The organism is Allobosea sp. P4_H5 (assembly GCF_056400825.1).
On the sequence record NZ_JBFUKM010000009.1, the window covers coordinates 219,567 to 245,734 of the forward strand.

Annotated in this window: 24 protein-coding genes; 20 read left to right on the forward strand and 4 right to left on the reverse strand. The window is 67.1% G+C overall.

Annotation, left to right across the window (positions count from 1 at the left end; all coding sequences use genetic code 11):
• Positions 1-114: 114 nt before the first annotated feature.
• From AC1DS0_RS19870 to AC1DS0_RS19940, 15 genes are all read left to right on the forward strand, one after another.
• A complete protein-coding gene (locus AC1DS0_RS19870) occupies positions 115-3,057 on the forward strand; it encodes a xanthine dehydrogenase family protein molybdopterin-binding subunit (protein ID WP_476816001.1) in 2,943 nt (980 codons plus the stop codon).
• On the forward strand, positions 3,054-3,881 hold the full coding sequence (locus AC1DS0_RS19875) for an FAD binding domain-containing protein (RefSeq protein ID WP_476816002.1): 828 nt from the start codon (positions 3,054-3,056) through the stop codon (positions 3,879-3,881). Before AC1DS0_RS19870 ends, AC1DS0_RS19875 begins: the two co-directional genes overlap by 4 nt.
• A complete protein-coding gene (locus AC1DS0_RS19880; protein WP_476816003.1) occupies positions 3,869-4,399 on the forward strand; it encodes a (2Fe-2S)-binding protein in 531 nt (176 codons plus the stop codon). The genes AC1DS0_RS19875 and AC1DS0_RS19880 overlap by 13 nt, the downstream gene beginning before the upstream one ends.
• Positions 4,392-5,936: an AMP-binding protein gene (locus AC1DS0_RS19885; protein ID WP_476816004.1), complete on the forward strand. Its 1,545-nt coding sequence runs from the start codon at positions 4,392-4,394 to the stop codon at positions 5,934-5,936. The genes AC1DS0_RS19880 and AC1DS0_RS19885 overlap by 8 nt, the downstream gene beginning before the upstream one ends.
• A gap of 29 nt (positions 5,937-5,965) precedes the next feature.
• On the forward strand, positions 5,966-6,769 hold the full coding sequence (locus AC1DS0_RS19890; RefSeq protein WP_476816005.1) for an enoyl-CoA hydratase/isomerase family protein: 804 nt from the start codon (positions 5,966-5,968) through the stop codon (positions 6,767-6,769).
• A gap of 87 nt (positions 6,770-6,856) precedes the next feature.
• Complete coding sequence (locus AC1DS0_RS19895) at positions 6,857-8,038, forward strand: ABC transporter substrate-binding protein (protein ID WP_476816006.1); 1,182 nt, start codon at positions 6,857-6,859, stop codon at positions 8,036-8,038.
• 63 nt (positions 8,039-8,101) lie between these two features.
• A complete protein-coding gene (locus AC1DS0_RS19900) occupies positions 8,102-8,992 on the forward strand; it encodes a branched-chain amino acid ABC transporter permease (RefSeq protein ID WP_092155271.1) in 891 nt (296 codons plus the stop codon).
• Positions 8,985-10,028, forward strand: a complete 1,044-nt coding sequence (locus AC1DS0_RS19905) for a branched-chain amino acid ABC transporter permease (protein WP_476816007.1) — start codon at positions 8,985-8,987, stop codon at positions 10,026-10,028. The genes AC1DS0_RS19900 and AC1DS0_RS19905 overlap by 8 nt, the downstream gene beginning before the upstream one ends.
• Complete coding sequence (locus AC1DS0_RS19910) at positions 10,025-10,768, forward strand: ABC transporter ATP-binding protein (RefSeq protein ID WP_476816008.1); 744 nt, start codon at positions 10,025-10,027, stop codon at positions 10,766-10,768. The genes AC1DS0_RS19905 and AC1DS0_RS19910 overlap by 4 nt, the downstream gene beginning before the upstream one ends.
• A 1-nt stretch (position 10,769) precedes the next feature.
• Positions 10,770-11,477 carry an ABC transporter ATP-binding protein gene (locus AC1DS0_RS19915; RefSeq protein ID WP_476816009.1) on the forward strand — a complete coding sequence of 236 codons (708 nt, stop codon included), beginning with the start codon at positions 10,770-10,772 and terminating at the stop codon, positions 11,475-11,477.
• A 301-nt stretch (positions 11,478-11,778) separates the two neighbouring features.
• Entirely contained in the window at positions 11,779-12,954 is a 1,176-nt protein-coding gene (locus AC1DS0_RS19920; protein ID WP_476816010.1) for an MFS transporter, read from the forward strand.
• Positions 12,955-13,204: 250 nt separating this feature from the next.
• Complete coding sequence (locus tag AC1DS0_RS19925; protein WP_476816011.1) at positions 13,205-13,597, forward strand: hypothetical protein; 393 nt, start codon at positions 13,205-13,207, stop codon at positions 13,595-13,597.
• Positions 13,598-13,773: 176 nt separating this feature from the next.
• Positions 13,774-15,267, forward strand: coding sequence for a porin (locus tag AC1DS0_RS19930; RefSeq protein ID WP_476816012.1), 1,494 nt, complete (start codon positions 13,774-13,776; stop codon positions 15,265-15,267).
• A gap of 123 nt (positions 15,268-15,390) precedes the next feature.
• Positions 15,391-15,699: a helix-turn-helix domain-containing protein gene (locus AC1DS0_RS19935; protein ID WP_476816013.1), complete on the forward strand. Its 309-nt coding sequence runs from the start codon at positions 15,391-15,393 to the stop codon at positions 15,697-15,699.
• 300 nt (positions 15,700-15,999) lie between these two features.
• The gene (locus tag AC1DS0_RS19940; protein ID WP_476816014.1) at positions 16,000-16,680 is read left to right on the forward strand and encodes a Crp/Fnr family transcriptional regulator; all 681 of its coding nucleotides are present in this window, start codon (positions 16,000-16,002) and stop codon (positions 16,678-16,680) included.
• 246 nt (positions 16,681-16,926) lie between these two features.
• Here the strand turns inward: AC1DS0_RS19940 and AC1DS0_RS19945 are convergent, their stop codons facing one another.
• On the reverse strand, positions 16,927-17,835 hold the full coding sequence (locus tag AC1DS0_RS19945) for a dihydrodipicolinate synthase family protein (RefSeq protein WP_476816015.1): 909 nt from the start codon (positions 17,833-17,835) through the stop codon (positions 16,927-16,929).
• A gap of 133 nt (positions 17,836-17,968) precedes the next feature.
• Here AC1DS0_RS19945 and AC1DS0_RS19950 point away from each other — a divergent pair, with 133 nt between their 5' ends.
• The 4 genes from AC1DS0_RS19950 (at position 17,969) to AC1DS0_RS19965 (ending at position 21,709) form a co-directional block, all read left to right on the forward strand.
• Positions 17,969-18,682: a FadR/GntR family transcriptional regulator gene (locus AC1DS0_RS19950; RefSeq protein WP_476816016.1), complete on the forward strand. Its 714-nt coding sequence runs from the start codon at positions 17,969-17,971 to the stop codon at positions 18,680-18,682.
• Complete coding sequence (locus AC1DS0_RS19955; protein WP_476816017.1) at positions 18,679-19,647, forward strand: tripartite tricarboxylate transporter substrate binding protein; 969 nt, start codon at positions 18,679-18,681, stop codon at positions 19,645-19,647. The genes AC1DS0_RS19950 and AC1DS0_RS19955 overlap by 4 nt, the downstream gene beginning before the upstream one ends.
• Before the next feature lie 76 nt (positions 19,648-19,723).
• Positions 19,724-20,197, forward strand: coding sequence for a tripartite tricarboxylate transporter TctB family protein (locus tag AC1DS0_RS19960; RefSeq protein WP_476816018.1), 474 nt, complete (start codon positions 19,724-19,726; stop codon positions 20,195-20,197).
• A gap of 6 nt (positions 20,198-20,203) precedes the next feature.
• Positions 20,204-21,709 carry a tripartite tricarboxylate transporter permease gene (locus AC1DS0_RS19965; RefSeq protein ID WP_476816019.1) on the forward strand — a complete coding sequence of 502 codons (1,506 nt, stop codon included), beginning with the start codon at positions 20,204-20,206 and terminating at the stop codon, positions 21,707-21,709.
• Between the two features lie 126 nt (positions 21,710-21,835).
• Here AC1DS0_RS19965 and AC1DS0_RS19970 read toward each other — a convergent pair whose 3' ends face one another.
• Genes AC1DS0_RS19970 through AC1DS0_RS19980 form a run of 3 tightly spaced genes read right to left on the reverse strand, consistent with a single transcriptional unit; the run spans position 21,836 to position 24,765 of the window.
• Positions 21,836-22,981: a serine hydrolase domain-containing protein gene (locus AC1DS0_RS19970; protein WP_476816020.1), complete on the reverse strand. Its 1,146-nt coding sequence runs from the start codon at positions 22,979-22,981 to the stop codon at positions 21,836-21,838.
• A gap of 43 nt (positions 22,982-23,024) precedes the next feature.
• On the reverse strand, positions 23,025-24,365 hold the full coding sequence (locus AC1DS0_RS19975) for an NAD(P)/FAD-dependent oxidoreductase (RefSeq protein WP_476816021.1): 1,341 nt from the start codon (positions 24,363-24,365) through the stop codon (positions 23,025-23,027).
• On the reverse strand, positions 24,352-24,765 hold the full coding sequence (locus AC1DS0_RS19980) for a Rid family hydrolase (protein WP_476816022.1): 414 nt from the start codon (positions 24,763-24,765) through the stop codon (positions 24,352-24,354). Before AC1DS0_RS19980 ends, AC1DS0_RS19975 begins: the two co-directional genes overlap by 14 nt.
• Before the next feature lie 253 nt (positions 24,766-25,018).
• Here AC1DS0_RS19980 and AC1DS0_RS19985 point away from each other — a divergent pair, with 253 nt between their 5' ends.
• Positions 25,019-26,143 (forward strand): NAD(P)/FAD-dependent oxidoreductase, encoded by a 1,125-nt coding sequence (locus AC1DS0_RS19985; protein ID WP_476816023.1) that lies wholly within the window; start codon positions 25,019-25,021, stop codon positions 26,141-26,143.
• Positions 26,144-26,168: the final 25 nt, after the last annotated feature.

The window sequence follows — 26,168 nt, forward strand, 5'->3', positions numbered from 1 at the left end:
ATTTGAGACTATTTGGTAAGTCGCGAGACTGGGCGGGATCGAATCCGGCCGGCCGATGACCGAACCTTCCCGTGAGGCGCCTCCGTAAGAGCGCCTCCTGGGAGCCGAACGCTGGTGAAGGCTGAAACCATTTCGTGGACGGGTCAGTCCGTGGAGCGCGTCGAGGACGCGGCCCTGCTGACCGGTCGCGGGCGCTTTATCGATGATCTCGGCATTAGGCCGGGCACGCTGCACGCCGCGATCCTGCGCTCGCCGCACGCCCATGCCGACATCCTCTCGATCGAGACCGGGGCAGCCGCCGCGCTGCCGGGCGTGGTGGCGATCGTCACCGGGCGCGATCTTGCCAAGTTGACCACGCCGATGGTCGCCGGGCTGAAGATCGCCGCCGAGAACTGGCCGATGGCCGTCGAGCGCGTGCGCTATGTCGGCGAGCCGGTCGCGATCGCGGTGGCTGAGAGCCGCTATCTTGCCGAGGATGCGCTGGATACGATCGAGGTCGCGTACAAGCCGCTGAAGGCGGTCGTCGATCCCCTCATCAGCATGGGAGAGGGCGCGCCCGTCCTGCACGAGAAGGCCGGCACGAACCTCGTCAGCGACCGGCGCTTCCGTTATGGCGAGCCCGAAGCCGCTTTTGCCGCTGCCGCGCATACGATCTCGGTCAGCATTGCCTATCCGCGCAATACCGGCGCGCCGATGGAGACCTTCGGCGTCGTCGCCGACTATGACCCGCATGAGGGCGTCTACGACATCCTCGCCAATTTCCAGGGCCCGTTCAGCATCCACACCGTGCTGGCGCGCGCGCTGAAGGTGCCCGGCAATCGCCTGCGGCTGCGCATGCCGCCGGACTCCGGCGGCAGCTTCGGCGTGAAGCAGGGCGTCGCGCCCTATGCCGTCCTCATCGGCGTCGCCGCCCGGATTGCCGGGCAGCCGGTCAAATGGATCGAGGACCGGCTCGAGCATTTCGGCGCTGCGGTGGCGGCGACCAACCGCGTCACCACGCTCAAGGCGGCCGTGTCGGCGCAGGGGCGGATCAGCGCGCTCGACTGGGACCAGATCGAGGATTGCGGCGCCTATCCGCGCGCACCGGAGCCGGCGACGCTCTACCGGATGCACGGCAACATGACCGGCGCCTACGACATCCGGCATGTCGCGATGCGCAATCGCGTCGTCCTGACCAACAAGGCGCCGACCGGGCTGGTGCGCGGCTTCGGCGGCCCGCAGGTCTATTTCGCGCTGGAGCGGCTGATGCAGCGCATCGCCGTCGAATTGCAGCTCGACCCGCTCGACATCATCCGCCGGAACCTGATCCCGGCCAGCGCCTTCCCCTATCGCACCGCGACCGGCGCGCTCTACGATTCCGGCGACTATCAGGCGGCGGTCGAGTTGGCGGTCGCCGGCCGCCTCGCCGATCTCGAACAGCGTCGCGACGCAGCGCGCGCCGCCGGCCGGCGCTACGGCATCGGCTTTGCCGCGGCGGTCGAGCCCAGCGTCTCCAATATGGGCTACATCACCACCGTGCTGACCGCCGAGGAGCGGCGCAAGGCCGGGCCGAAGAACGGCGCGCAGGCGACGGCCACGGTTTCGATCGATCCGGTCGGCTCGGTCAGCGTCCATGTCGCCTCGACGCCGCAGGGCCAGGGCCATCGCACCGTGCTGGCGCAGGTCGTCGCCGACATCTTCGGCCTGCCGCATCGCGACATCAGGGTCGTGGCTGATCTCGACACCGGCAAGGATGCCTGGTCGATCGCCTCGGGCAACTATTCCAGCCGCTTCGCCGCGGCGGTGGCCGGCGCCGCCCATCTCGCCGCGACCCGCCTGCGGGACAAGCTCGCCTTGATCGCGGCGGACCAGCTCAAGGCCGAGCCCGGGCAGATCGGCTTTGCCGGCGGCGCGGTCTTCGCCAAGGGCAACCCGGACAAGACCATCCCGTTCGGGCGGATCGCGGCGCTCTGCCATTGGTCGCCGGCGCTGCTGCCTGATGGCGTCGACCAGACTATCCGCGAGACCGTCTTCTGGACGCCACCGCAGCTCACCGCGCCGAGCGAGACCGACGAGATCAACTCCTCGCTCTGCCACGGCTTCATCTTCGACATGGCCGGTGTCGAGGTCGATCCGGCGAGCGGTAAGGCAAGGATCGACCGCTATGTGACCATGCATGACTGTGGCCGCGTCCTGCATCCCGCCATGGTCGAGGGCCAGATCCGCGGTGGCTTCGCCCAGGCGCTGGGCGCGACCTTCTATGAGGAGCTCGCCTATGGCGAGGATGGCGCCTTCCTGACCGGCACCTTCGCCGACTATCTGCTGCCGACCGCGACCGAGACGCCGGACATCGAGATCCTGCACATCGAGACGCCGTCACCCTTCACGCCACTCGGCACCAAGGGCGTCGGCGAGGGCAATTGCATGTCGACACCGGTCTGCCTGGCGAATGCGATCGCCGACGCCCTCGGCGTCTCCGATATCAACCTGCCGCTGACCCCGGCCAGGCTCGCAGCGCTCGCCGCCGGGCCGGAGCCGGCCCGGCCGGCGACGAGCCGCGCGGCGGCGCCTGCCGCCAGGCCGGGCGACCACAGCCTGCGCGGCGAAGGCGAGGCCAAGGTCGCTTCGGCGCCCGAGGCGATCTGGGCGATGCTGCTCGACGTCGACACGCTGGCCTCGATCATCCCCGGCTGCCATGGCGTGCAGAAGCTGTCCGACACGCATTTCAAGGCCGATGTCACGCTCGGTGTCGGCCCGGTGAAGGGGCGCTACAAGGCTGAGATCAAGCTCTCCGACCTCGACGAGCCCAGGGCCGCGACATTGGCCGGTTCGGTCTCCGGCGCGCTCGGCACCGGTGGCGGCTCCGGCCGTGTGACGCTGACGCCCGACGGCGTCGGCGGCACCGTGATCGGCTACGCCTATGAGGTTGCCGTCGGCGGCAAGGTCGCAGCGATCGGCGGGCGCCTGCTCGATGGCGCGGCGAAGGCGATCATCGGCCAGTTCTTCGCGGCGCTGGCGCGCAAGGCGTCGCCGGGCAAGCCCGGCCTGTTCGGCCGCCTGTTCGGGAGGCGCGCATGAAGCCCGCGCCCTTCGACTATCTGCGCGCCGGCAGCCTCGACGAGGCCCTGATGGCGCTCGCCGAGCATGGCGCCGAGGCGCGCATCATCGCCGGCGGCCAGTCGCTGCTGCCGATGCTGAACATGCGGCTCGCCAAGCCTGCCGTGCTGATCGACATCATGGGGGTGGCCGGTCTCGACCAGGTCCGGCGCGAAGGCGAGATGATCGTGGTGCTGGCCGGCGTTCGGCAGGCGGGCCTGTTGAAGCGGCCGGGCCTTGCGAGCGAGCAGCCGCTGCTGGCTGCCGCCTTGCCCTGGCTCGGCCACTACCAGACCCGGGCGCGCGGCACGGTCTGCGGGTCGGCCGCCCATGCCGATCCCAGCGCCGAGATCCCGCTTTGCCTGGTCGCGCTCGCTGGCGAGATCCGCCTGCGCTCGCGCCGCAAGCGTCGGGTGCTCAAGGCGGCCGATTTCTTCTCCGGCATGATGGTGACCGGGAAGGCCGATGACGAGCTGATCGAGGCCGTCGCCTTCCCGGCCGCCCGGCCCGACACCGGCTATGCCTTCAGGGAGGTGGCGCGTCGGCATGGTGACTTCGCCATCGTCGGCTGCGCGGCGATGGTCGAGGCCGGGCAGATCCATCTCGCCGTCGCTGGTGTAGCCGACAGGCCGGAGCGCCGGAGTTGGCCCCGCCTCGACGGCTCCGCGCTGGACGACGCGCTCAATACCTTCGCCTGGGAGCTCGACGCACGCGAGGACCTGCATGCCAGCGCCAGGCTGCGCCGCGACCTTGTCCGCACGCTCGGCCGCCGCACGATCGAGGAGGCCGGTCGATGCCTCGCCTGAGCGCCGCCACCCGCCACCGCATCGGCTTCACGCTGAACGGCAAGCCCGTCTCGGTCGAGGCCGAGCCGCGCCTGCTCGCAACCGACGCGCTGCGCCACGGCATCGGCGCGACCGGCACCCATGTCGGCTGCGAGCACGGCGTCTGCGGTGCCTGTACCATCCTGATCGACGGGGCACCGGCGCGCGCCTGCCTGACGCTCGCGGTCCAGCTCGAAGGCCGGGAGGTCACCACGGTCGAGGGGCTGTCGCCGGCGCCGGACCGTCTCTCGGTGTTGCAGGCCGCCTTCCGGTGCCACCATGCGCTGCAATGCGGCTTCTGCACCGCCGGCATCCTGATCTCGCTCGACGCCTTCCTGCGTGAGCAGCCGGAGCCGAGCGAGCAGGAGCTGCGCGAGGTCGTCGGCGGGCATCTCTGCCGCTGCACCGGCTACACCCCGATCATCGCCGCCGCGCGCGAGGCCGCTGCCCAGCTGCGCCGGGAATCCCAGACCATTGCCGCGGAATCGCTCGATGTTTGACCTCGGGACCAGCTTCACCGCCAGCGTGGCCCGCACGCCCGATGCACTTGCCATCGTCGATGGCGAGGTGCGCCTGAGCTATGCGCAATGGCTGGCGCATATCTCCTCGCTCGTCGCCGCCTTCGACGGCATCGGGCTCAAGGCAGGCGATCATCTCGTCACCGTGCTGCAGAACCGCTGGGAAGCGGCGAGCCTGCACTGGGCCTGCCAGTTCGCCGGGCTGATCATGACGCCGATCAACTGGCGGGCGAAGCCGGACGAGATCGACTTCGTGCTGGAGAATGCCGGCGCCCGCGCGATTGTCTTCGAAGCGGTTTCCGCGGCTGCCATGGCCGAGAGCGTGCTCGCCGCAAACCTGCCGCGGATCGCGGTCGGCAGCGATGCCGGCCCTGCCGATCTGAGCTTCGGCGAGATGATCGCCATGGAGGCGCCGACCGCGACGCCCCGCGCCGACGCCGAAGACTGGTCGCTGATGCTCTACACCTCCGGCACCACGGCCAAGCCGAAGGGCGTGCCGCGGCGGCACCGGGCAGAGCGCATGGCGGCGCTCGCCCATGTCGCGCAGAACCTCTACGGCACCGGCGAATGCACGCTCGGCGTCATGCCGCTCTATCACACGATGGGAGTGCGCTCGCTGCTGGCGATGTCGCTGATCGGCGGCAGCTTCGTCTGCCTGCCGCGCTTCGATGCGGCGCGGGCGCTGGAGCTGATCGAGGCCGAGCGCGTCAGCAATCTCTATCTCGTGCCGACGCTCTATCACGACGTCGTTCACCACCCGCGCTTCGCCGGCAGCGACGTCTCAAGCGTGCGCAAGCTCGGCTTCGCCGGCGCGCCGATGACCGACGGCCTGCTCGGCAAACTGACCGAGGCGTTCAAGCCCGAGCTCTTCGTCAACCATTACGGCTCGTCGGAGATTTACACCTTCACCATCGACCAGAAGGCCGCAGCGAAGCCAGGCTGTGCCGGCAAGGCCGGGCTCAACCAGCTCATCCGCGTGGTCCGGTTAGGCGCGGTCTCGGCCGCCGAGCTGGCCCGGCCCGGCGAGGAAGGCGAGATCATAGCGCTCGCCGCCAGCGACGAGGCCTTCGAAGGCTACTGGCGTAGGCCTGAGGCCGACGCCAAATCGCTGCGCGACGGTTGGTACTTCACCGGCGACACCGGCTATTTCGACGGGGACGGCGATCTCTTCGTCACCGGCCGCGTCGACGACATGATCATCACCGGCGGCGAGAACGTCTCGCCGGTCGATATCGAGAGCTGCCTGTCGCTGCACCCGGCGGTGTCGGAAGTCGCCGTGGTCGGCCTGCCGGACGAGCGCTGGGGCAAGATCGTCGTCGCCTTCGTGCAGCGCGCCTCGGCCGTGACCGCCGAGGAACTCGACCGGCACTGCAAGATCTCCGGCCTCGCCAATTTCAAGCGCCCGCGCCGCTACGAATTCGTCAAGGCGATCCCGAAATCGCCGGTCGGCAAGCTGCTGCGCCGCCAGCTCGTCGCCGGCGAATACGAGCCCGAGCGGCCCGATCTCGCCGCCGAATGATCCCTACCCTGCAATCGAAAGCTACAGCCATGAACGCAGTCACCCCGATCCACGCCAGCCTCACCGGCCTCGACGGCTTCCGCGTCGAGATCGATCCCGCCCGCGAGCGCGCCGACATCATCCTCGACCGGCCGCCGATGAACACGGTGGCGATGGCCCAGCGCGACCATCTGCGCAAGGTGTTCGAGGCACTCGACGAAGACGACCGCGTGCGCATCATCGTGCTGCGCGCCGTGGGCGAGCACTTCTCCTCCGGCGGCTACATCAAGGGCTTCCTGGAGGCTTCGCCCGAGCATGTCTCGAAGCTCGCCTGGAACATCGCTGCCCCGGCGCGCTGTTCCAAGCCGGTGATCGTCGCCAATCGCGGCTACACCTTCGGCGTCGGCTTCGAGATTTCGCTTGCCTGCGATTTCCGCATCGTCTCGGAGACCTGCCAATACGCGCTGCCGGAGCAGAAGCTCGGGCAGATCCCCGGCTCGGGCGGCTCTGCCCGGCTGCAGAAGATCGTCGGCATCACCCGGACCAAGGACATCGTGATGCGTTCCAAGCGCATTTCGGGCCAACAGGCGCTCGATTGGGGCATCGCCACCGAATGCGTTCCGGATGGCGAGCTCGAGGCCGCGACCGACCGGCTCGTCGACGAGCTGCGCTCCTTCTCGCCGATCGCCCAGCGCACCGCCAAGAAGCTGCTCAACGACACCGAGGATTCGACGCTGGCGATCGCGATCGAGTTGGAAGGGCATTGCTACAGCCGCCTGCGCCAGTCTGACGATTTCCGCGAGGGCGTCGAGGCCTTCCACGCCAAGCGCGCACCCAAGTTCACCGGCCGATAAGCCGGCAAAATATCTGCGCGAGCAATGCCTCGCGCGGGTCCGCCAAGCCGACATCGCAGAACAACAACCAGAACCGAGGGAACGACCATGAAGACGACCGGATACCTTGCTGCCGTCGCCGGGCTGCTCGCCGCAACGGCGCTCACCGGTGGTGCGCTCGCCCAGAGCGGACCGATCAAGATCGGCGTCGTCACGCCGCTGTCGGGCACGTACACCCCGATCGGCCAACAGGTGCGCTGGGGCCTGGAGCTCGCCGCCAAGGAGATCAATGCCGCAGGTGGCATCGCCGGCCGGCAGGTCAGCCTGGTCGTCGAGGACGAGGAGGCCAACCCTGCCGTCGCCGTGCAGAAGGCGGAGAAGCTGTTCCAGGTCGAGAAGGTCGACTTCCTCACCGGCACCGTCAATTCCGGCTCGACGCTGGCCGTCGCCCAGCTGGCCGAACGCAACGCCAAGCTCGCGGCGACGACCGTGTCCTTCGCCGACTCGATCACCACCGACAAATGCTCGCCGAACATGTTCCGCGTGAACGCGCGCGCCGAGCAGCAATCGGTCGCGCTTGCCGCCTGGCTCGCCAAGGAGAAGCCGAAGGCCAAGGTCTATTATCTCGGCCCAGACTACGAGATGGGCCGCTCGACCGTCGCCGCCTTCAAGAGCAGCGCCGAGAAATCGGGTGCGCCGACCGGCGGCGAGGTGTTCGCGCCGCTCGATTCCAAGGACTACACCCAGTATTTCGGCCAGATCAGGGCCTCGCGCCCGCAGGTGCTCTATACCTCGGTCGCCGGCAACGACACGGTCAGGCTGCTGACCCAGCTGCAGGATTTCGGCCTGCTCACCAACCTGCAGGTCGTCGGCGCCTCGGGCACCGTGACCTCTCAGAACATCAGCGCGATCGGCCAGGCGGCCGAGGGCTTCGCCACCGGCGTCGGCTATTCCCCGCAGATCGACACGCCCGAGAACAAGGCGTTCGTCGCGGCCTTCCGCGCGGCCAACAAGGCCGACCCCGACCTCTACGGCGCCGACAGCTACGGCCTGCTCTTCGCCTACAAGGCGGCTGTCGAGAAGGCTGGCTCGACCGAGACCGACAAGGTGCGCGAGGCACTGCGCGGGCTGAGCTGGCAGACCCCGCAGGGCGCCAAGACCCTCCGCGCCGGCGATCATCAGGCGATGCAGCCGATGTATGTGGTGCGCGTCGCCAAGGGCAAGTTCGACATCATCGACAAGGTCGATGCCGACAAGGCGATCGGCCCCGACGCCTGCACCCGGTTCTGAGGACAGGCGCCGACCCCTCCCGTCGATGGGAGGGGTCACACCGCCCTCGCGAAAGCACATGACATGAATGCCCTCGACTACCTCCAATTCGTGCTGGCGCCGCAGGTCGTCAACGGGCTCGCGCTCGGGGTCGCCGTGGTGCTGGTCGCCCTCGGCCTGACGATCATCTTCGGCATGCTCGACGTCATCAACATGAGCCATGGCGAGTTCTATGCCATCGGCGCCTATGCGGCCCTTGCTCTGGGCGCAGCCGGGATCAGCTTCTGGTTCCTGCTCGTGCTGGTGCCCGTCCTGATGGTGCCGCTCGGCATGGCGGCCGAGCGCCTGCTGATCCGGCCGGTCTTCGACAGCCGGGATCGGCACGTCACCACGCTGCTCGTCACCTTCGGCCTCGCGCTCGTGGTCGAGGACCTGCTCAAGGTCGCCTTCGGCCCCAACACTCAGCGCCCGCCGACGCCGATTCCGGGCGCGACCGAGCTCGCCGGCATCATCGTGCCGAACTATCGGCTCTTTCTGATCGTGGTCGGCGCGGCGATCGTCAGCGGCGTCGCCTATGTCGTCTACCGCACCCGTCTCGGCGCGATGGTGCGCGCCGCCGCCTTCGACCGCAACATGGCGGCCTCGCTCGGCGTGCCGGTGGCGCTGGTCTATGCCGGCACCTTCGCCTTCGGTGTCGCGCTCGCCGGTCTCGCCGGCGTCCTGCTTGCGCCGATCTATTCAGTGTTCCCGACCATGGGGCGCGACTTCATCCTGCTCGCCTTCACCGTCGTCATCGTCGGCGGCATGGGCTCGATCTGGGGCGCGGTCGTCGCCGGCCTGCTGCTGACGCAGGTGCAGGCGCTGGCCAGCCTGGTGATCTCGCCGGTCTGGACCGATCCGATCGTGTTCGGGACCATGGTCGCCTTCCTCGTTTTCCGCCCCCAGGGCCTGTTCGGGAGGCTCGGCCATGCGTGACCGGCTGACGCTATCGATGCGCGCGAGCCATCTGCTCGCTCTGGTCTTCGTCGCGGCCGCGCTCGCGCTCGCCGCGATCGGCGCCGCCAGCGGCGACACCTTCTATCTGCGCCTCGGCACGGAGGCGCTGATCTTCGCCGGCCTGGCGCTTTCGGTCGACCTGCTGCTCGGCTATTCCGGCGCGCTCTCGCTGGGGCAGGCGCTCTACTTCGGCATCGGCGCCTATGTCTCGGCGCTGACCCTGCTGAAGGTGCCGTCCTTCTGGCTCGCCATGGCGGCAGCGGGTGGGGCGACGCTCATCGCCTCGATCGTCGGCGGGCTGATCGCCAACCGGGTGCGCGGCGTCTATTTCGCGCTGATCACCTTCGGCCTGGCGCAGGTCGTCGCCAAGGTCGTCTACAACACCCGCGAGCTCGGCGCTTCCGACGGGATGATCGGCATTCCCGTCATCGAGATCGGCTTCGGCCCCGTCTCGGTCTCGGCCGGCAGCCCGCTCGGCTTCTTCCTGATCGTGCTTACGATCATCATGGGGCTGTACGGGCTCACCGCCTATCTGCTCGACACGCCGTTCGGGCGGGTGCTGACAGCGCTCAAGGCGAATGAGAAGCGCGTGCCCTTCCTCGGCTATTCGGTCTGGCGGGCGCGGATGTTCTCCTATGTGCTGGCCGGGCTGATCGCCGGGCTCTCGGGCGCGCTCTATCCCATGCTGCGCGGCTTCGTTTCACCGGAGCTGATGTTCTTCGCCACCTCCGGCAATGCGGTGATCTCGGTCATCCTCGGTGGTGTCGGCACGCTGATCGGCGCGATCTACGGCTCGGTGCTGCTCGTCCTGCTGAAGTCGATCATCGGCAGCTGGACCGAGCACCATCTCATCGTGATCGGCCTGATCTTCATGATCTGCGTGATGTTCCTGCCCAAGGGACTCGTCGGCTTCATCCGGCCGCGCATCGAGGAGCGCCTGCTCGCCGGTGCGCAAAAGCCGGCGGCGCCGGCCTTCGCCCCGGCCCGGCTCGAAACGGGGAGTGCCAAGCCATGACCGGTCCCGTCCTCGAAATCCGTGAGCTCGGCATCGCCTTCGGCGGCCTGAAGGCGGTCGACCGGGTCAGCTTCAGCGCGCAGCGCAACCGGATCACCACGGTGATCGGGCCGAATGGCGCTGGCAAATCGACGCTGTTCAACCTGATCAGCGGGGCGCTCAAGCCGAAATCCGGCCAGCTGCTGATCGACGGCATCGACATGACCGGCGCCTCGCCGGCGCGCACCAAGGCAGCGGGGCTGTCGCGTTCGTTCCAGATCACCAATCTGTTCTTCGAGCTGACGGTGGCGGAGAATCTGCGCATGGCGGCACAGGTTCTGGAGCCGACGGCGCGCGCCTTCCTGCCGATCGGCCGCTCGACCCGGGCGCTCGCCAAGACCGCCGAGATGCTCGAGCGCTTCCAGCTCGGCCATAAGCGCGACGAGCTCGCCGGCAATCTCTCGCATGGTGACCAGCGCCGGCTCGAGATCGCGGTCTGCCTGGCGTCGGAGCCTAAGATCCTGCTGCTCGACGAGCCGACGCAGGGCATGAGCCATGCCGACACGGCCGACACCTCCAAGCTGGTGCGCGAGCTCAGCCGCGACGTCAGCGTGCTCCTGATCGAGCACGATATCGGGCTCGTCATGGACCTCTCGGACCATGTCGTCGTCATGCATCAGGGTCGCAAGCTCGCCGAGGGGCCGCCCGCCGTGGTGCGGGCCGACCCGGCCGTGCAGGCCGCCTATTTCGGACATCACTGACATGCTCGCGATCAACGGACTGCACAGCCATTACGGCCTGAGCCATGTCATCCAGGGCATCGACCTCTCGGCCGCCCCCGGCGAGGTGATCGGCATCTTCGGCCGCAATGGCGTCGGCAAGACGACCCTGCTCAAGACCATCGCCGGCTGGGTCAGGCCGAGTGAGGGCGCGATCACGCTCGGTGGGCAATCCCTGAACGGGCTCGCGCCCGATCGGATCTGCCTCTCCGGCGTCGGGCTGGTGCCGGAGGACCGGCGCATCTTCCCTGGCCTCACCGTCGAGGAGAACCTGCAGCTTGGGCTGCTGCAGGTGCGTGGCCGGGTAGCCAAGGCTGAGCGCGCGGCCATCGAGCAGATCTACGACCGCTTTCCCCGCCTCGGCGAGCGTCGCCGCCAGCTCGGCACGACGCTGTCGGGTGGCGAGCAGCAGATGCTCGCCATGGCACGCGTGCTGGTCGGCGAGCCCAAGCTCGTGCTGGTCGACGAACCCAGCGAGGGCCTGGCGCCGATGATCGTCGCCGAGGTCTTCGCGATCGTGCGCGAATTGCGCGAGCGCGGCTGCATCGTGCTCCTCGTCGAGCAGAACGTGCACGAGGCGCTCTCGGTGACCGACCGCTTCGTCGTCATCGAGCGCGGGCGGATCGTGCTCAGCGGAGATGCCGAGGACGAGTCCGACCGGGCACGTTTGCTGACGGCCCTGGCCGTCTGACAGCCGGCCAGGACCGCCAAGCCCGCTCCGCGACCCGAACGCCCAGCCGAAGGCGGCAAGCACGCCCGAGGCCGGCGGCGAAGGCCCGAGCTTCGTCGGCTCAGGCTCGCCGGCGTGGCCGCATGCAAATCCTGCAGGTCAGGCAAGGCGTGCCCGGCCCTCGACCGCGCCGGCGGATTCGCGGAAGACCAACGCAAGCCGGGATCGCGCGCGGCGCTGCCGAAAGGCGGCTCACTGTCCTGCGGATACGGCGAAGGCGCTGGGAGGGATCGCGTTGAAGCTGCCTTTGTGGGGGAGCGCCTTGAGCGCCACGCTCCTCGTGCAGGTCGTGAGCTCCTTCGCTGCGGCAGCCGTCCCCCTTCTCGGTCCGATCCTGACACAGCGCTGGAACCTGCCGCCGGAAAGCATCGGCTATGTGTCTTCCGCCGTCTCGATCGGCATCTGCTGGTGCCTGGCCTGCGGCGGCCCGATGCTCGACCATCACGGCCCGATCCGGACCTTGCAGATCGGCCTGGCGGCGATGTGCCTCGGCCTGATCCTGCTGTCGCAGCCGGTCGCGATCCTTGGCTTCGCCGGCGCGCTCGTGCTCGGCCTCGGCACTGCGCCGAACAATCCGGCGGGCAGCACGATGTTGATGCGCACCGCGCCGCCCACCCATCGCAACCTGATCTTCTCGATCCGGCAGGCCGGCGTCCCGCTTGGCGGAACGATCGCCGGCCTCTCGGTGGCTCCGGCCGTCATCGGGCTCGGCTTTGTGCATACGATCTGGCTGATCGCGGCCATCGTCCTGCTCAGCCTGCTGGCCGTCCAGCCGTTCCAGAAGCGCCTCGACATGGAGAAGGGCCCTGCGAACCGGCGCTGGGCCCGGACGTTCCTGTCGCCCTCGGCCCTGCGCCGCTCGGCTGAAGTCATCCGCTCGCACCCGACCTTGCCGTTGCTCACCGGCATGGGCATCTCGTTCTCGATCGCCCAGACCAGCGTCCAGGCCTTCACCGCTACTTATCTGGTGACGCAGCACGGCAAGAGCCTGGCGGAAGCCGGTTACTTCATGGCCGTCCTGCTCGCCGCCAGCACGGTCTCGCGGATCGCCCTGGGCTGGCTGGCGGATCGCTGGCGCCGAGGCCTGCTCCTATTGGGCCTGCTCCTGCTCGCCGCGAGCGCTGCGGTCGTCCTGCTCGTCTGGTCGGCGACGGGGCCGTCATGGGCCCTGTATTGCTCGGTCGCCTTCATTGGCGCGACATCACTGGGATGGAACGGGGTCTACATGGCCGAGCTGGCGCGGCTGGCGCCGCCCACGCAGATCGGCGATGTCACCTCCGCGGCGAACCTCTTCGGCTTCACCGGTTCGTTCTGCGGCCCCCTGATCTTCGCCTTCATCGCCAGCCGGACGGCGAGCTTCGACTGGCCCTATCTGCTGGTCGCGGCCCAATTGGCCGCCTGCGGCGTCTTCGTGCTCTGGCGGCGCAACTGGCGCTGAGGCTCCAGCGACGTCAACTGACCTGGACGCTCTCGCTCGTCCCGCTGCTAGAGCAGTTTCGCAATTCTCCGAATCGCGGAACTGCTCTAGGCCTTTGTTTTATCGCATTTTCTTCACGCGAACCGGTGTCCACTTCGCTCGAAAATGCTCTAGGCCTCGCCATGGTCAAGGGTGACTATCGCATGGACATCTGGAGCGGACGGCCGACGCGGCTTATCGACATATAGGTGTCGTCTTCGCGCCCTGCCCGGTGAATGGCTTCGTCAAGCTCGGTCAGGGGGATTCCAGCAGCCGCGACGCGCACTTTGGCGCCGAGCTGATCGGGCTCCTGGGCTCGGGGTTCGCCTTCCAGAGCGCCAGGCCCGAGCGCAATGTGGCGCTGATCTCTGCCGGTCCCGACATCCGCATTGCCCCTGTCGCCACGCCCGGAGCCCGCTTCGATGGCGAGATCTCCGCCAGGGCGCAGTCCCATGCCGGCTCTGAGACACTCGAGGTCGTGTTCCGAGGGCGCACACGTCCTGAAGACGGCAGGCCTTCTGAGCAGGGGTGCCTTGTCAGGACCTGCGTCGATGTCGTGGTCAATCCACGGAACTCCCCTACGGCAGGACGCAGGGTTATTCGCGCAAAAGGCAATTATATGTGAACTATATCACTCTTAAATAGTGAAAAACATCACATGTGTTCAGATTGCAACATGAAGTGACTCTATTCGATCATGTGAATAACTTCACTGTCAAGAATTATAGAAAACAATACCCATCATATGGGTTGATTCAAACGGACTCAGCCAAGGCAAGGCCAATTCTATTGGAGGTATTGATGAAGAGCTTCGTTTCAGCATTGGGCATGGCTACGGCGGCCTTCGCCGTTGCCACCAGTGCCGGCGCTGCCGATCTTCCGTCGCGAAAGGCCGCTCCGGTCGAGTACGTTCGCGTTTGCTCCGCCTATGGCGCGGGCTTCTTCTACATCCCGGGCACCGACACCTGCCTGCGCGTTGGTGGTCGTGTCCGCGCTGAGTACACGGTCGGCTCGCGCAACGGCAACGCCCAGGACGCCTACGGCACCCGCGCTCGCGGTCGCTTGAACGTCGACGCCCGCACCGCGACCGCCTACGGCACGCTGCGTACGTTCTTCCGCTACGAGCTGACCAACAGCTCGAACTTCTACAACGGCGCGCTGGACGGCAACCAGGGCATCATCGCCCCGGGTCTGGCCCGTACCTCGCAGACCTCGACTGCTTCGAACCTCGACCTGGCCTTCATCCAGTTCGGTCCGATCACCGCCGGTCGCGCCCAGTCGTTCTTCGACTTCTATGCGAACGACTTCGGCTTCTCGACCGTTCGTACGGCTGACTCGCGCCTCAACCTGCTGGCTTACACCGCCACCTTCGGTTCGGGCTTCTCGGCCACGGTCTCGTTGGAAGATCGTACCACCGGCACCGGCTCGCGTGACAGCGGCGCGGTCACGACCCGCACGATCAACGGCGCTCGTGTCCGCACGGAGGCCGACGGCACGGTCACTCTTCAGTCCCTCGACTTCGGTCGTGCGGTTGCGGTCGGCGGTCAGGACTTCCCGGACATCGTCGCTTCGCTCCGCGTCGATCAGGGTTGGGGTTCGGCTCAGCTGTCGGGCGCCTTCCGTCAGAACCGCGTCGGCGCTCTGACCGTGACGCTTCCGGGTCAGGATCCGTTCGTTGTCGGCGGCACCCGCGGTGGTGACGATTACGGCTGGGCCATCCAGGGCGGCGTGAAGATCAACCTGCCGATGCTCGCGGCTGGCGACCACGTGTTCCTGCAGGCAGCCTATGCTGACGGCGCTCTCGGCTATATCGGCTGGGGTGGCGGCACTGGCGCCGCGACGGCGACGAGCACCGGTGGCGGTGCTGGTGGTGTTGGTCGCCTGACCCGTATCTTGGTGGGTGATTTCGGCTTCGATCCGGTCACGGGTAACGTCAAGAACTCGACCGGTTGGTCGGTTGTTGCCGGTCTGCGTCACTTCTGGACCCCGCAGCTGCGTTCGGAACTCTACGGGTCGTACAGCCAGCTCAGCCTGGGCCACTCCGCGCGTGCGGCGTTCTACACGGACGCTGCGCAGGTCGGCCGTGCGCTTGATCCGAAGGAGCTCCTGGTTGCCGGTAACCTGATCTGGTCGCCGGTCTCGGGTCTCGACATCGGTGTCGAGGTTCTCTACGCCCGCACCGAGTACAAGGCTCGCGTTACGCCGACCAACGATCTCGGCGTTCGTGTCGCGGGTCCTGGCATCAAGAGCGACGACGCTTGGGCTGGTCGCCTCCGCATCCAGCGCGACTTCTGATCAAGACGGGTCCTCGGCTTCGGCCGGGGACCCTTTCGTTTGGCGGCTTGCCGCTGGGAGAGCTGGCCGACAGCCCTCCACGCCTCACCTGGAAGCGCAGACCGTTTCGTTCGGGGTCGGAAGATGAACGGCGAACAATGTCGCAGTGCACGCGCGATGATGGGCTGGTCGATCAAGCAGCTCAGCCGCCAGATTCGAGTGAATGAGAGCACGATCAGCGATTTCGAGAACAAGGATCGTGTCCGGCTCGAAACGAAAAACAGAATTCGATCGCTGTTCGTGACAAATGGGATCGAGTTCATCGAGGATGACAGTGGCATCGGCCTGAAGCGCCGGCTCAAGCTGGATGAGTATCTCACTCGAAACGAAGAGCGAGTATCGCGCCACATGTTTGCGGAGTTGGAGTCGTTCAGCATCGACGCCACCGGCTGATCGCGTTGGCCATACCCCCCATTTGGGTGGTTCGCGGACATCAGGTTCATTGGATAAGCCGGAGCGAATCGAAGGCTGCGGGACTGAAATGCACGTCGCAACCGCCGGGTTTGCAAGCCGGCGGGGCGTAAGCCAGGGAATTCGTCGTCGGGTGTGCCATCCGCTGCGCGACGTCTGGATGTGTCAGAAGGGGAAGGCGTCATAATCGTGGGTGCGCAACAGAAGAGCCGAGACGGCGTGGTCACCCACACCATGCCTGTGGGGTCTGCCCTATTCGCGGCCGCGCCTCGGGGAACGGCCATGTCGATGGCAAGTCGGACAGCGGCACTGGTTCCGCTGCCAGGCTCGTCGTTGGGGGCGCGCTTTCCCAAGCGACAGTTCGCCAAGGGCTCCTTCATCAAGCAGCCAGAGGACAAGACGAATACCGTCTACCTGATCGAGACAGGAAAGGTGGCCACCTTCTTCCTGGGCCCCCAGGGACATGACGTGCCATTCCCGGAGCTGGAAGCAGGGGATTTCGTCGGCGATCTATCGGCATTCGGCAGCGACGAACCAGCAACCTATTTCCAGGCCGTCGAGGACACCACGGTCCTTGTGATGAGCCAGGGGCAATTCCACGAAGTGTTGCGGAGCCTGCCGGAATTCGCCGAGCTCGTGACGAAGACATTGTCCCGTCGCTTGCGGACGATGCGGCGGCTCTACATCGAGAATAGATTGCTGCCGATGAAGATGCGGCTCTATTCGGAACTGCTCCGTTACGGTGTCCGGGACGAGCGGGGGCGGCTGCGTATTTCGCCGATGCCGACGCACGCTGAACTGGCTCGCAGGATCGCGTCGCAACGCGAGACGGTCACGAAGCAGATGAGCCAGTTGGTGAAGATGGGAGTCATCGATAGCTCCGATAGGCTCATCACGATCGCGGATGAAGCGTATCTGCGTGCGGAGATCAGCAAGGCTCTGGGGGGCAGCGATGCTCAATAAGAACTCCTGCTGTGATTTTATTCACAGATTTTGGTGTTCAATTCGTTAGTATCCTGCTTGGTTGGTAGCCGAATTGGTTCTCAACCTCCAAAAGAGTAGACTTGAGGGAGGCGGACTAGGAATCCGTCTCCCTCTTTTACTGTCGAGCATTGGCGGATAAGGGCAGGTGCCGCACTTCACGGACGGCAGCGCCATCGCCATTGATCTCCTCGTCACCGCTGCCGGCATTGCCGATGAGGGTTTTTTCTAATGACTGCTAGCTTCGAACAATCCAGCCCGCCGGGCATGGTCGCGAACGAGTTCCAGTCCGAATGCTGTCGGTCGCATGGCAGGCGCGCGATCATGGATCTCGATGCCTGCACGCGCCCCGAAGATGCGCTTGCCGTAGCAGATCAGGCTTTCCAGTGACTGCATGATGAAGACGATCGTCGGCAGCACCTCGCGATAGCTGGCTTCGGCCGTGACCTCGTCACCCGAGACGAAGCTCTCATAGATCGCCACCGTGAGGTCGATCAGTTCGGGCGCGAGGATCATGCCGACGCAGCCGGCGCGCAGGTTCTCGATCAGCTCGAGTCCGCCGCGCCCATTCATCACCGGCAGCCTGCCTTCGGTCGTCTCGATCAGCTGCCGGATCTCGGTGGCCGGTCCCTCGCCCTTGACCAGCCTGACGTTCGGATGCTGCGCGACGAGGCTGCGGATATCCTCCGCCGACAGGCCGCGGCCCATATAGGCGGGAGCGTTCTGGATCGCGACCGGGAGGTTCGTGGCATCCGCGACGCGGCCGAAGAAGCGGATGTACTCAGCTGCAGCGAAGCTGCCGACCATCGGCGGCTGCAGGATGACCCAGTCGGCCTTGGCCGCCTCGGCTGCCCTGACCAGCTCGATCTGCTCGGCGACCGAGCTGCCGTAGATGGTGAAGCCGAGCGGTTTCAAGCCCCCGACATCCTCCGAGGTCCATTCCATCGCCGTGCGCCGCTCCGGCACGGTCAGTTTGGAGACTTCCGTCGCGAGGCCGAGCGCGGCGATGCCATGGGCGCCATGCTCCAGGCAGATCTCGACCTGCCGTCGCATTGCCTGCCGATCGAGCCGCTCCTGCGCATCGAACAGCGCATAGAGGATCGCATGGATACCGGTGAACGCGGTCTGAGTGGTCATGGCCGGGCCTCGCTTCAATGATCAGATGTTAAACATCAGATGAATTCTTGCACGCAAGCCCCGGACATGACAGTTTCCGGCCACGGGAGAGAAAACGGCCATGACGCGGGGCAGCAAGCCAGGAAAGATCGGTATGATGGTCGCAGCGCTCGGCGCCGCGATCGTGCGCGGCGAGATCGCCTCGGGTACCGTGCTGCCAGCCGAACCGGAGCTCGCCGAGCGCTATGGCGCCGGCCGCAGCGTTGTCCGCGAGGCCGTGAAGATCCTCGTCGCCAAGGGCCTGCTGACCGTGCGCCCGCGCCATGGCACGCAGGTTCGCCCGCAGCATGACTGGACCCTGCTCGACCGCGAAGTGCTCGGCTGGATGCGCAGCGAGGACGGGCTCGACCGTACGCTGCTGCTCGCTCTGGAAGAGACGCGCGAGATCATCGAGCCGGAGGCTGCGGCCCTGGCAGCGATCCGCGCCACGCCAGCGGACCTCGCCAGCATCCGCGCGGCGCTGGCCGCCATGCAGGCTGACCAGGACGATCCGCAGGCAGCCATCGCTGCCGACAAGCGCTTCCACCTTGCGATCCTCGACGCCACCAACAACCCGATCCTGCGCAGCTTTCGCGGCGCGATCGACACGATCCTGAGCACGATGTTCGATTTCACCGTCGACGTCTTCGCCGGCAACCTCGCCAACCATGCCGCAGTGGTCGACGCGATCGCCGATGGCGATGCCGAGCGAGCGAACCAGGCGATGCGGCGGGTCCTCGGCTACACGCGTCGCCACATGCTCTCCAACCCTGCTTTGGCGGGTGGAACCAGCCCAAACAAAAAAACTGAACCAGGAGAAACGCCATGAAACTCGCAAAGCTGCTGCTCGCCGCTGCCGTCGCGGCGGTGTCGCTGCCCGCCTTCGCCGCCTGGCCCGAGCGCCCGATCACCCTGGTCGTGCCCTGGGCCGCCGGCGGCGGCACCGATGCGGTCGCCCGCATCCTCGCGGCCGGGCTGGAGAAGGAGCTCGGCAAGCCGGTCAACGTCGTCAACCGCACCGGCGGCGGCGGCGTGGTCGGCCATACCGAAATGGTCAACGCCAAGCCCGACGGCTACACGATCGGCCTCGCGACGGCCGAGGTCACGACCTATTACTGGTCGAACACCGCTCCCTTCACCTATGAGAAGCTCACCCCGGTCGCGCTGGTGAACTTCGACTCGGCCGCCTTCAACGTCGCCACGAATTCGCCCTGGGCGGACCTGCGCGCCGCGCTCGACGACATCAAGAAGCAGCCTGTCGGTCACTACAAGCTCTCCGGCATGGCGGCCGGCGCCGCCTATCACCTCGCCTTCGCCGGCCTGCTCCAGCTCGAGGGCATCAATCCCAAGAGTGTCACCGTCGTGCCGAGCCAGGGTGCCGCTCCCGGCTTCCAGGAACTGGCGTCGGGCGGCGTCCAGATCGTCCCGTCTTCCCTGCCCGAGGGCAAGCCGATGTTCGATGCCGGCCGCGTCAAGTCGCTGGCGGTGATGTCGAAGGAGAAGATCGGCGCCTTCCCGAGCGTGCCGACCGTCAAGGACGCGATCGGCAAGGAGTATGAGGGCGGTACCTGGCGCGGCCTTGCCGCCCCGGCCGGCCTGCCAGCCGATGTGACGGCCCGCCTCGTCGAGGCGACGGAGAAGGTCGCAAACTCCGAGGTCTACAAGTCGTTCCTCGCCGAGCGCGGCTTCGGCTACGCCTTCGCCAAGGGCCCGGCCTTCGGCAGCTTCCTCGCGACCCAGCACAAGAACAATGGCGAGATCATGGGCGCGCTCGGCCTGCGTCTGCGCCAGTAGTCGATCGCTTTTCGGACTGTTTCAGGACGCGGCGGCTTCGCCGCGTCCCGTTTCCATCGCGCACACCGAGCACGCCATGAAGTTCAACGATCTCTTCGGAGGCCTCGTCTTCCTTGCCCTGTCGGGCCTGGTGGCAGCCGCGTCCTGGAACCTGCCGAACCCATCCGAGCAACCGCTGGGGCCATCGGCCTTCCCGCTGATTCTGTCGGGACTGCTGGCGCTCTGCGCCGCGATCCTCGCGATCAACGGCGTCCGGGCGACGCAGGCCGGCCCATTGGTCGGCCTTGCCGACTGGGCCCGCAGCGGCAGCGCGCTCGCGCGCCTGTTGCTGGTGCCGGCGGCGGTGATCTTCTACATGCTCTTCGCCGAGACGCTCGGCTTCCTGATCTGCGCGCCGCCGATCCTCATCGTCCTCTTCCTGGCCGGCGGCACCAGGCCGCTTCACGCCGTCGGGCTTTCGTTCGCCGCCGCGCTTGTCATCCACTCGATCTTCTATCTGGCCCTTGGCGTGCAATTGCCCTGGGGACCGCTCGAACCTCTGCGCTGGTAAGCCACCATGCTCGACGCCTATGTCACCGCGCTGGGGATGGTGCTCGATCCCTATGTGCTCTTCGTCATCACCGCCTCGGCGATCTACGGCCTCGTCGTCGGCTGCATCCCCGGCCTCTCCGCCACCATGGCGACGGCGCTGCTGGTGCCGCTGACCTTCTTCATGCCGCCGGTGCCGGCGATTGCGGCGATCGTCACCACCTCGACCATGGCGATCTTCTCCGGCGACATTCCGGGCTGCCTCCTGCGCATCCCCGGCACGCCGGCCTCGGCGGCCTATGTCGACGATTCCTACCAGATGACGCTGAAGGGCAAGCCGGAACTCGCGCTCGGCATCGGCCTCTGGTTCTCGGTGCTCGGCGGCCTGTTCGGTACGGCGGTGATGATGGTGGCTTCTCCGGCCATCGCCGATTTCGCGCTCGGCTTCGGCTCGGTCGAGTTCTTCTGGATCGTCATGCTCGGTTTGGGCGGCGCCGTCTTCATCGGCTCCTCGACGCCGCTCAAGGCCTGCATCTCGCTGCTGATCGGCCTGCTGATCGCGATGATCGGCATGAACAACCCGGCCGGCCAGCCGCGCTTCACCTTCGAATCCACCGAGATGCTCGGCGGCGTCTCGCTGATCCCGATGATGGTCGGCATGTTCGCCTGCTCGGAGGTGATGCGGCACATGGTCTCCGACGGCAGCGCCCCGCATGCCGTGGTCCAGAAGATCGGCCCGATCTTCGCCAATATGTGGCGCCTGACCAAGCAATACCCCTGGCAGCTCATCCGCGGCAGCGCCCTCGGCACCATCATCGGTATCCAGCCGGGCAGCGGCGCCGACATGGCGGCCTGGATGTCCTATGCGATGAGCAAGCGCTTCTCGAAGGAGCCGGAGAAGTTCGGCACCGGCCATCCCGAGGGGCTGATCGAGGCCGGCGCCTCCAACAACTCCTCGCTCGCGGGCGCCTGGATCCCGGCGCTGGTCTTCGGCATCCCCGGCGACTCGATCACCGCCATCGCCATCGGCGTGCTGATGATGAAGAACATGGCGCCGGGGCCGACGATCTTCGTCAACAATCCGGAGAACGTCTATGCGCTCTTCCTGGTCTTCGTCATCGCCAACCTTTTGATGCTGCCGCTCGGCTGGGCGATCATCAAGGTCGCGACGCGAGTGCTCTCCGTGCCACGGCGCGTGCTGATGCCGATCATCCTGCTCTTCGCCATCGTCGGTTCCTACGCGATCAACAATTCGCTGTTCGATGTCGGCGTCATGCTCGCCTTCGGCGTGCTGGCTTTCATACTCGAGGAGAACGACTTCCCGGTGGCGCCGGTGATCCTCGGCGTCGTGCTCGGCCCGCTGCTGGAGGAGTACTTCATCAACTCGATGATCAAATCCGACGGCCGGCTGATCGGCCTGGTCGACCGGCCGATCGCCGCCGTCCTCGCTGCGATCACCATCGGCATCATCGGCTGGACGATCATCGCCTCGGTTCGAGCGTCCAGCCGAACGGAAAAACTCGCCGGCGAGTGAGCTGCGCGCCTGGAGCGGACACTGAAGGGAACTCTCCAACGGGTTTGAGCCGGGAGCTGTGCCCGCCGACATGGAGCAGCGCGCGCCTCGTCGCCTGGGCAAGCCGGGGTCAGCGGCCCAGCTGATCTAAAGACTGTTCGCCAGGGCCGCGAAAAAGGCGTCGTCGTTGATTTCGAGGCGGCGACGATAGCCCGGTTTCGAGCGGGCGCTCAGCACCACGACCACGAGGCGCTTATGCGGGTTGATGTGGATGAACTGCCCATAGATGCCTTCGGCCTGGAAGGTGCCCTTCAAGGCGGGATCGTCGAGCACGGGGATCCACCACATGTAACCATAGGGGATGAGCGTCTCGCCGATCCGGTAGGGCGCGCCCGCTTCATCCCGCCAGCCCTCCGGCAACAATCCTGCCGAGCCGATGCGCCCATTGTCGAGGACGAACTGGCCGAAGCGGGCATAGTCGCGCAGCGTCGCATGCAGGCCGCTGCCTGCGATGCCCATGCCATCCGGGCTCTCGCACCACCAGGAGGCGTCGGCCTCCATGCCGATCCGCGACCAGAGCTTCGTCGAGAGGTAATCGGCGAGATTGGTTCCGGTCGCGTGCTCCAGCACCAGCCCGGCGAGATAGGAATCGCCGGTGTTGTATTTCCATGAACCTCCCGGCGGGGTCTCGGCGGGCAGGCTCTCCATGTGCCTGACGATGCCGCCTGCCCCCCAGTTCATCTGGGTGTCCATCAGCAGGCGCCGGTCGGAGGCCGGGTCGGTATAATCCTCGTTCCAGCGCACCCCGGTCGCCATGCGCAAGAGCTGGCGCACCGAGACACCGGCATAGAGCCCGCCGAGCGGCACGTAGCGCGTCACCGGATCGTCGAGGCTTGCGATCGCGCCTTCACGCAAGGCGATGCCATAGAGCGTCGCGGTGACGGATTTCGCCAGCGAGCAGGACTTCCACTGCGTCAGCGGCCCAATGCCGAGCGAATAACTCTCGTCGAGCACGGCGCCGTCCTGCAGCACCATCAGCCCGGCGACGCGGTTGACCGACAGATAGTCGTAGAGATCGAAGATCCGGCCGTGATCGCGGATCTCCAGCGGCGGCAACCTACGGTCGGCATCGGGGAGCGGCGAGACGGTCGCTCCCCGATGCACCACACGCGACGGAAACCAGCCGGCCTCCTGCGACATCGTCGCGACCATCTCGTCCGGCCGCAGCGTGCCGTCGTAGTAGCGGCGGATGTGCTCGCGCGCGGCGGCATCCATGCCCGTTCCCCAGGTCATCATCGATCCTCTCGAAACCCGTTCCGCTCTGCCATCGTCGTCATCAGAGCGGGGCATGCGGTGCCGAATAGGTGCCGCGGGCGAAACGGTCCAGCCTGAGCGGCGCGAGGGTCGCGGCCGGGAGCCCGCCTTTGGCCAGCCGGGCGACATGTCGGCCAACCGCGGGAGCAAGCCCGAAGCCGTGACCGGAGAAGCCGGTGGCGACGATGAGCCCACCAATCTCCGCCGGCGCATCGAGCACCGGCAGCGCGTCCGGCAGGACGTCGATGCGGCCGGCCCAGGATTTGACGATCTCGATACCGGCGGCGCCGGCGAACAGATCACGCAGGGCAGCGCCGGTCTGCGCTGCCAGCCTGCGGTTCGCAGGGATGCGGGGGCGCCGTGCGACGGCACGCTCGTGACCCGGCACAGAGAAGCGCTGATGCAGATCATCGACGAAAGGACGCCCCAGTCGCAGCGAGAAGCCACCGCCATGGCGCAGCAGCCCCGGCAGGAAGAAGCGGGCGGCCCGGAAGGAATCGAGCGACAGGTCGATATCGGAGGTCGAATCGGCGGCAATGATGCAGGAGCCATCGGACCGTTGGCGCAGGCCGATACCGAAGCCGCAAAAGCAGGCCTCGCTCAGCGGCGGCAGCGGTGCGGTGAGGGAGACGGTGCTGCGCACGCTCTGCTGCGGCAGCGACAGTCCGAGCGGGGCGAGGAGCCGGTGGCTCTGGGCGCCGGCAGCGCAGACCACGGCGCCACAGTGGATCAGGCCGTGCTCGGTTTGAACACCTCTGACAACCCCGCCTGAGGTTTCGATGGCGAGCGCACCGCAATCCTCGACGATGCGGACGCCGCGCCTTGCCGCGGCCCGGGCGAAGGCCAGGGTCGCCAGCACCGGCTCGGCCTGTCCGTCGGTTGCGGTGTAGAGCGCGCCTTCCGTCCTGCCGTGCAGCGACGGCAGCAAAGCGGTGACCTCGCCGGCGGAGAGCAGCCGGGCATCGCGAGCGGTATCGCGCGTTGTCTCGTGCCAGCCGGCGAAGGCGGTCATTTCCTTTTGCGTCGCGGCGACGAAGACGCAGCCGGTCTGGCGCCAGCCGACGGTGGTCTCGAGCTCGCGCTCCAGGTTCGGCCATAAGGCGAGCGCCTCAACGGCGAGCGGCAGTTCCAGCGGGTCGCGGTATTGCGTCCGGACGAAGCCCCAGTTCCGGCCGGATTGCTGCGAGGAGACCTTGTCGGCCTCGAGCAGCACCGTGCTCAGCCCGGCGCCGGCGAGATGGAAAGCGGCGGCGGCACCGATGATGCCGCCGCCGATGACGACGACATCGGCCTGCCCAGGGAGGCAATCGGCAGCCGCGATGACGTCGTCGGGAACGTGCGAGCGCAGGCTAAGCATCGACATCGACGATGGCGTCCATGTCCATCTCGACCAGGATGTCGGGATCGAAGAGGCCAGCCTCGACCGTGGTGCAGGCCGGCCTCACCTCCCTGAAGGTCTCGGCGAATACGGCCATCACCGCCTCGTAATCGCTGGCACGGGCGATGAACATGCGGACGCGGACGACATCGGTGAGCCTTGCTCCGGCCTGGGCAAAGGTGGCCGCGGCGTTGCGGAAGAGCTGGCGGGTCTGTTTCGCCGCGCCTTCGGCCAGCGTGCTCGTCGCATAATCGTAGCCGGTCGTGCCCGACAGCATGACATGCGTGCCGACGACGACTGCGCGGCTATAGCTGTACTGCGCCTCGAAGGCGCTGCCGGAGGAGATGTTGCGCCGGCGCGGCGCTTGCAAACCGGTCCCGCTCATGGGTGTTGCTCCGCTGATCTGTTCGGGCCAAGGCAAGCCCGGACGCGGCGGCGATGTCGATTTCAATAATTGGGGGCGGGGCTCAGGGAATTCGGCCCGTCCGCGTGCTGCCCAGCGACCCAGCTTTTGAGGTGCCGGCCCCCAATTATTGAAATCGACTGCGGCGCGGCGCGGTGCTGTCGTTGATCCTGCCGGTGGGTGGCTGCCGGTGGCCGATGACCGGAAAGCTGGTGCAGGGACGATGCGGGTCGATGTGATCATTGTAGGCGGCGGGATCGCGGGAGCATCCGCGGCCTATTTCCTGTCCCGGCATGGATCGGTCGCGCTGATCGAGCGCGAGGAGCAGGCCGGCTATCACAGCTCGGGGCGCTCGGCTGCGCAGTTCACCGTCGGCATCACCGCTCCGACGATGCGGCGCATGGCGCAGGCGAGCCGCGCCTTCCTCGATGCGCCGCCGGCCGGCTTCGCACCCCATCCGATCACGACGCGGCGCGGCTGCCTGACGGTCGCCGCCGCCGGCCAGGAAGACAGGCTGGCGCGGCTTGAGGAGCGCATCCTCTCGGTCGGCGCCAGGGCTGAACGATTGGACGGTCCCTCGGCGCTAGCGCTCTTTCCGGCGCTTCGGCCGGAGAAGGTCCATGCCGGCATCAACGAGCCCGATGCCATGGACATCGATGTCGACATGCTGCTGCAAGGCTATCTGCGCGGCGCCAGGGCGAATGGCGCGACGATCGTGCTGAAGGCGGGCGTCGAAACCATCCGCCGCGACGCGGCTGGCTGGACGGTGGCCTGGCCGGGCGGAGAGGTTCAGGGGCTGCTGCTGGTCAACGCCGCCGGCGCCTGGGCCGACGAGATCGCCGGCATGGCCGGCGTCGCCCCGCTCGGCATCGTGCCGAAGCGCCGTACCGCTTTTACCTTCGCGCACCAGCCCGACTACGACGCCCGCGCCTGGCCGCATATCAGCACCGTCGATTACCGCTGGTATGTGAAGCCCGAGTCCGGTTGCCTGATGGGCAGCCTCGCCGATGCGACGCCAACCACGCCGGGCGATGCCTATGCCGACGATCTCGATGTCGCGCAGGCGATCGACAATATCGAACAGGACACCCGCTTCCGGATTGGCCGGCCGCTCAGCCAATGGGCCGGCCTGCGCAGCTTCGTCGCCGATGCGGAGCCGGTCGCCGGCATGCGGCCGGAGGAGTCCGGCTTCTTCTGGCTGGTCGGGCAGGGCGGCTGCGGCATCCTGACTTCGCCGGCGATGGGCGAGGCGACGGTGGCCCTGCTCGCCGGGCGCGCACTGCCGGCCGCCATGACCGAGCTCGGCGTCACGGCCGCAGACCTGTCGCCGGCCCGAAGCAGCCTGGAACGGTCCGGCTGAACCACCAGCCGAGAAGACATGGCCG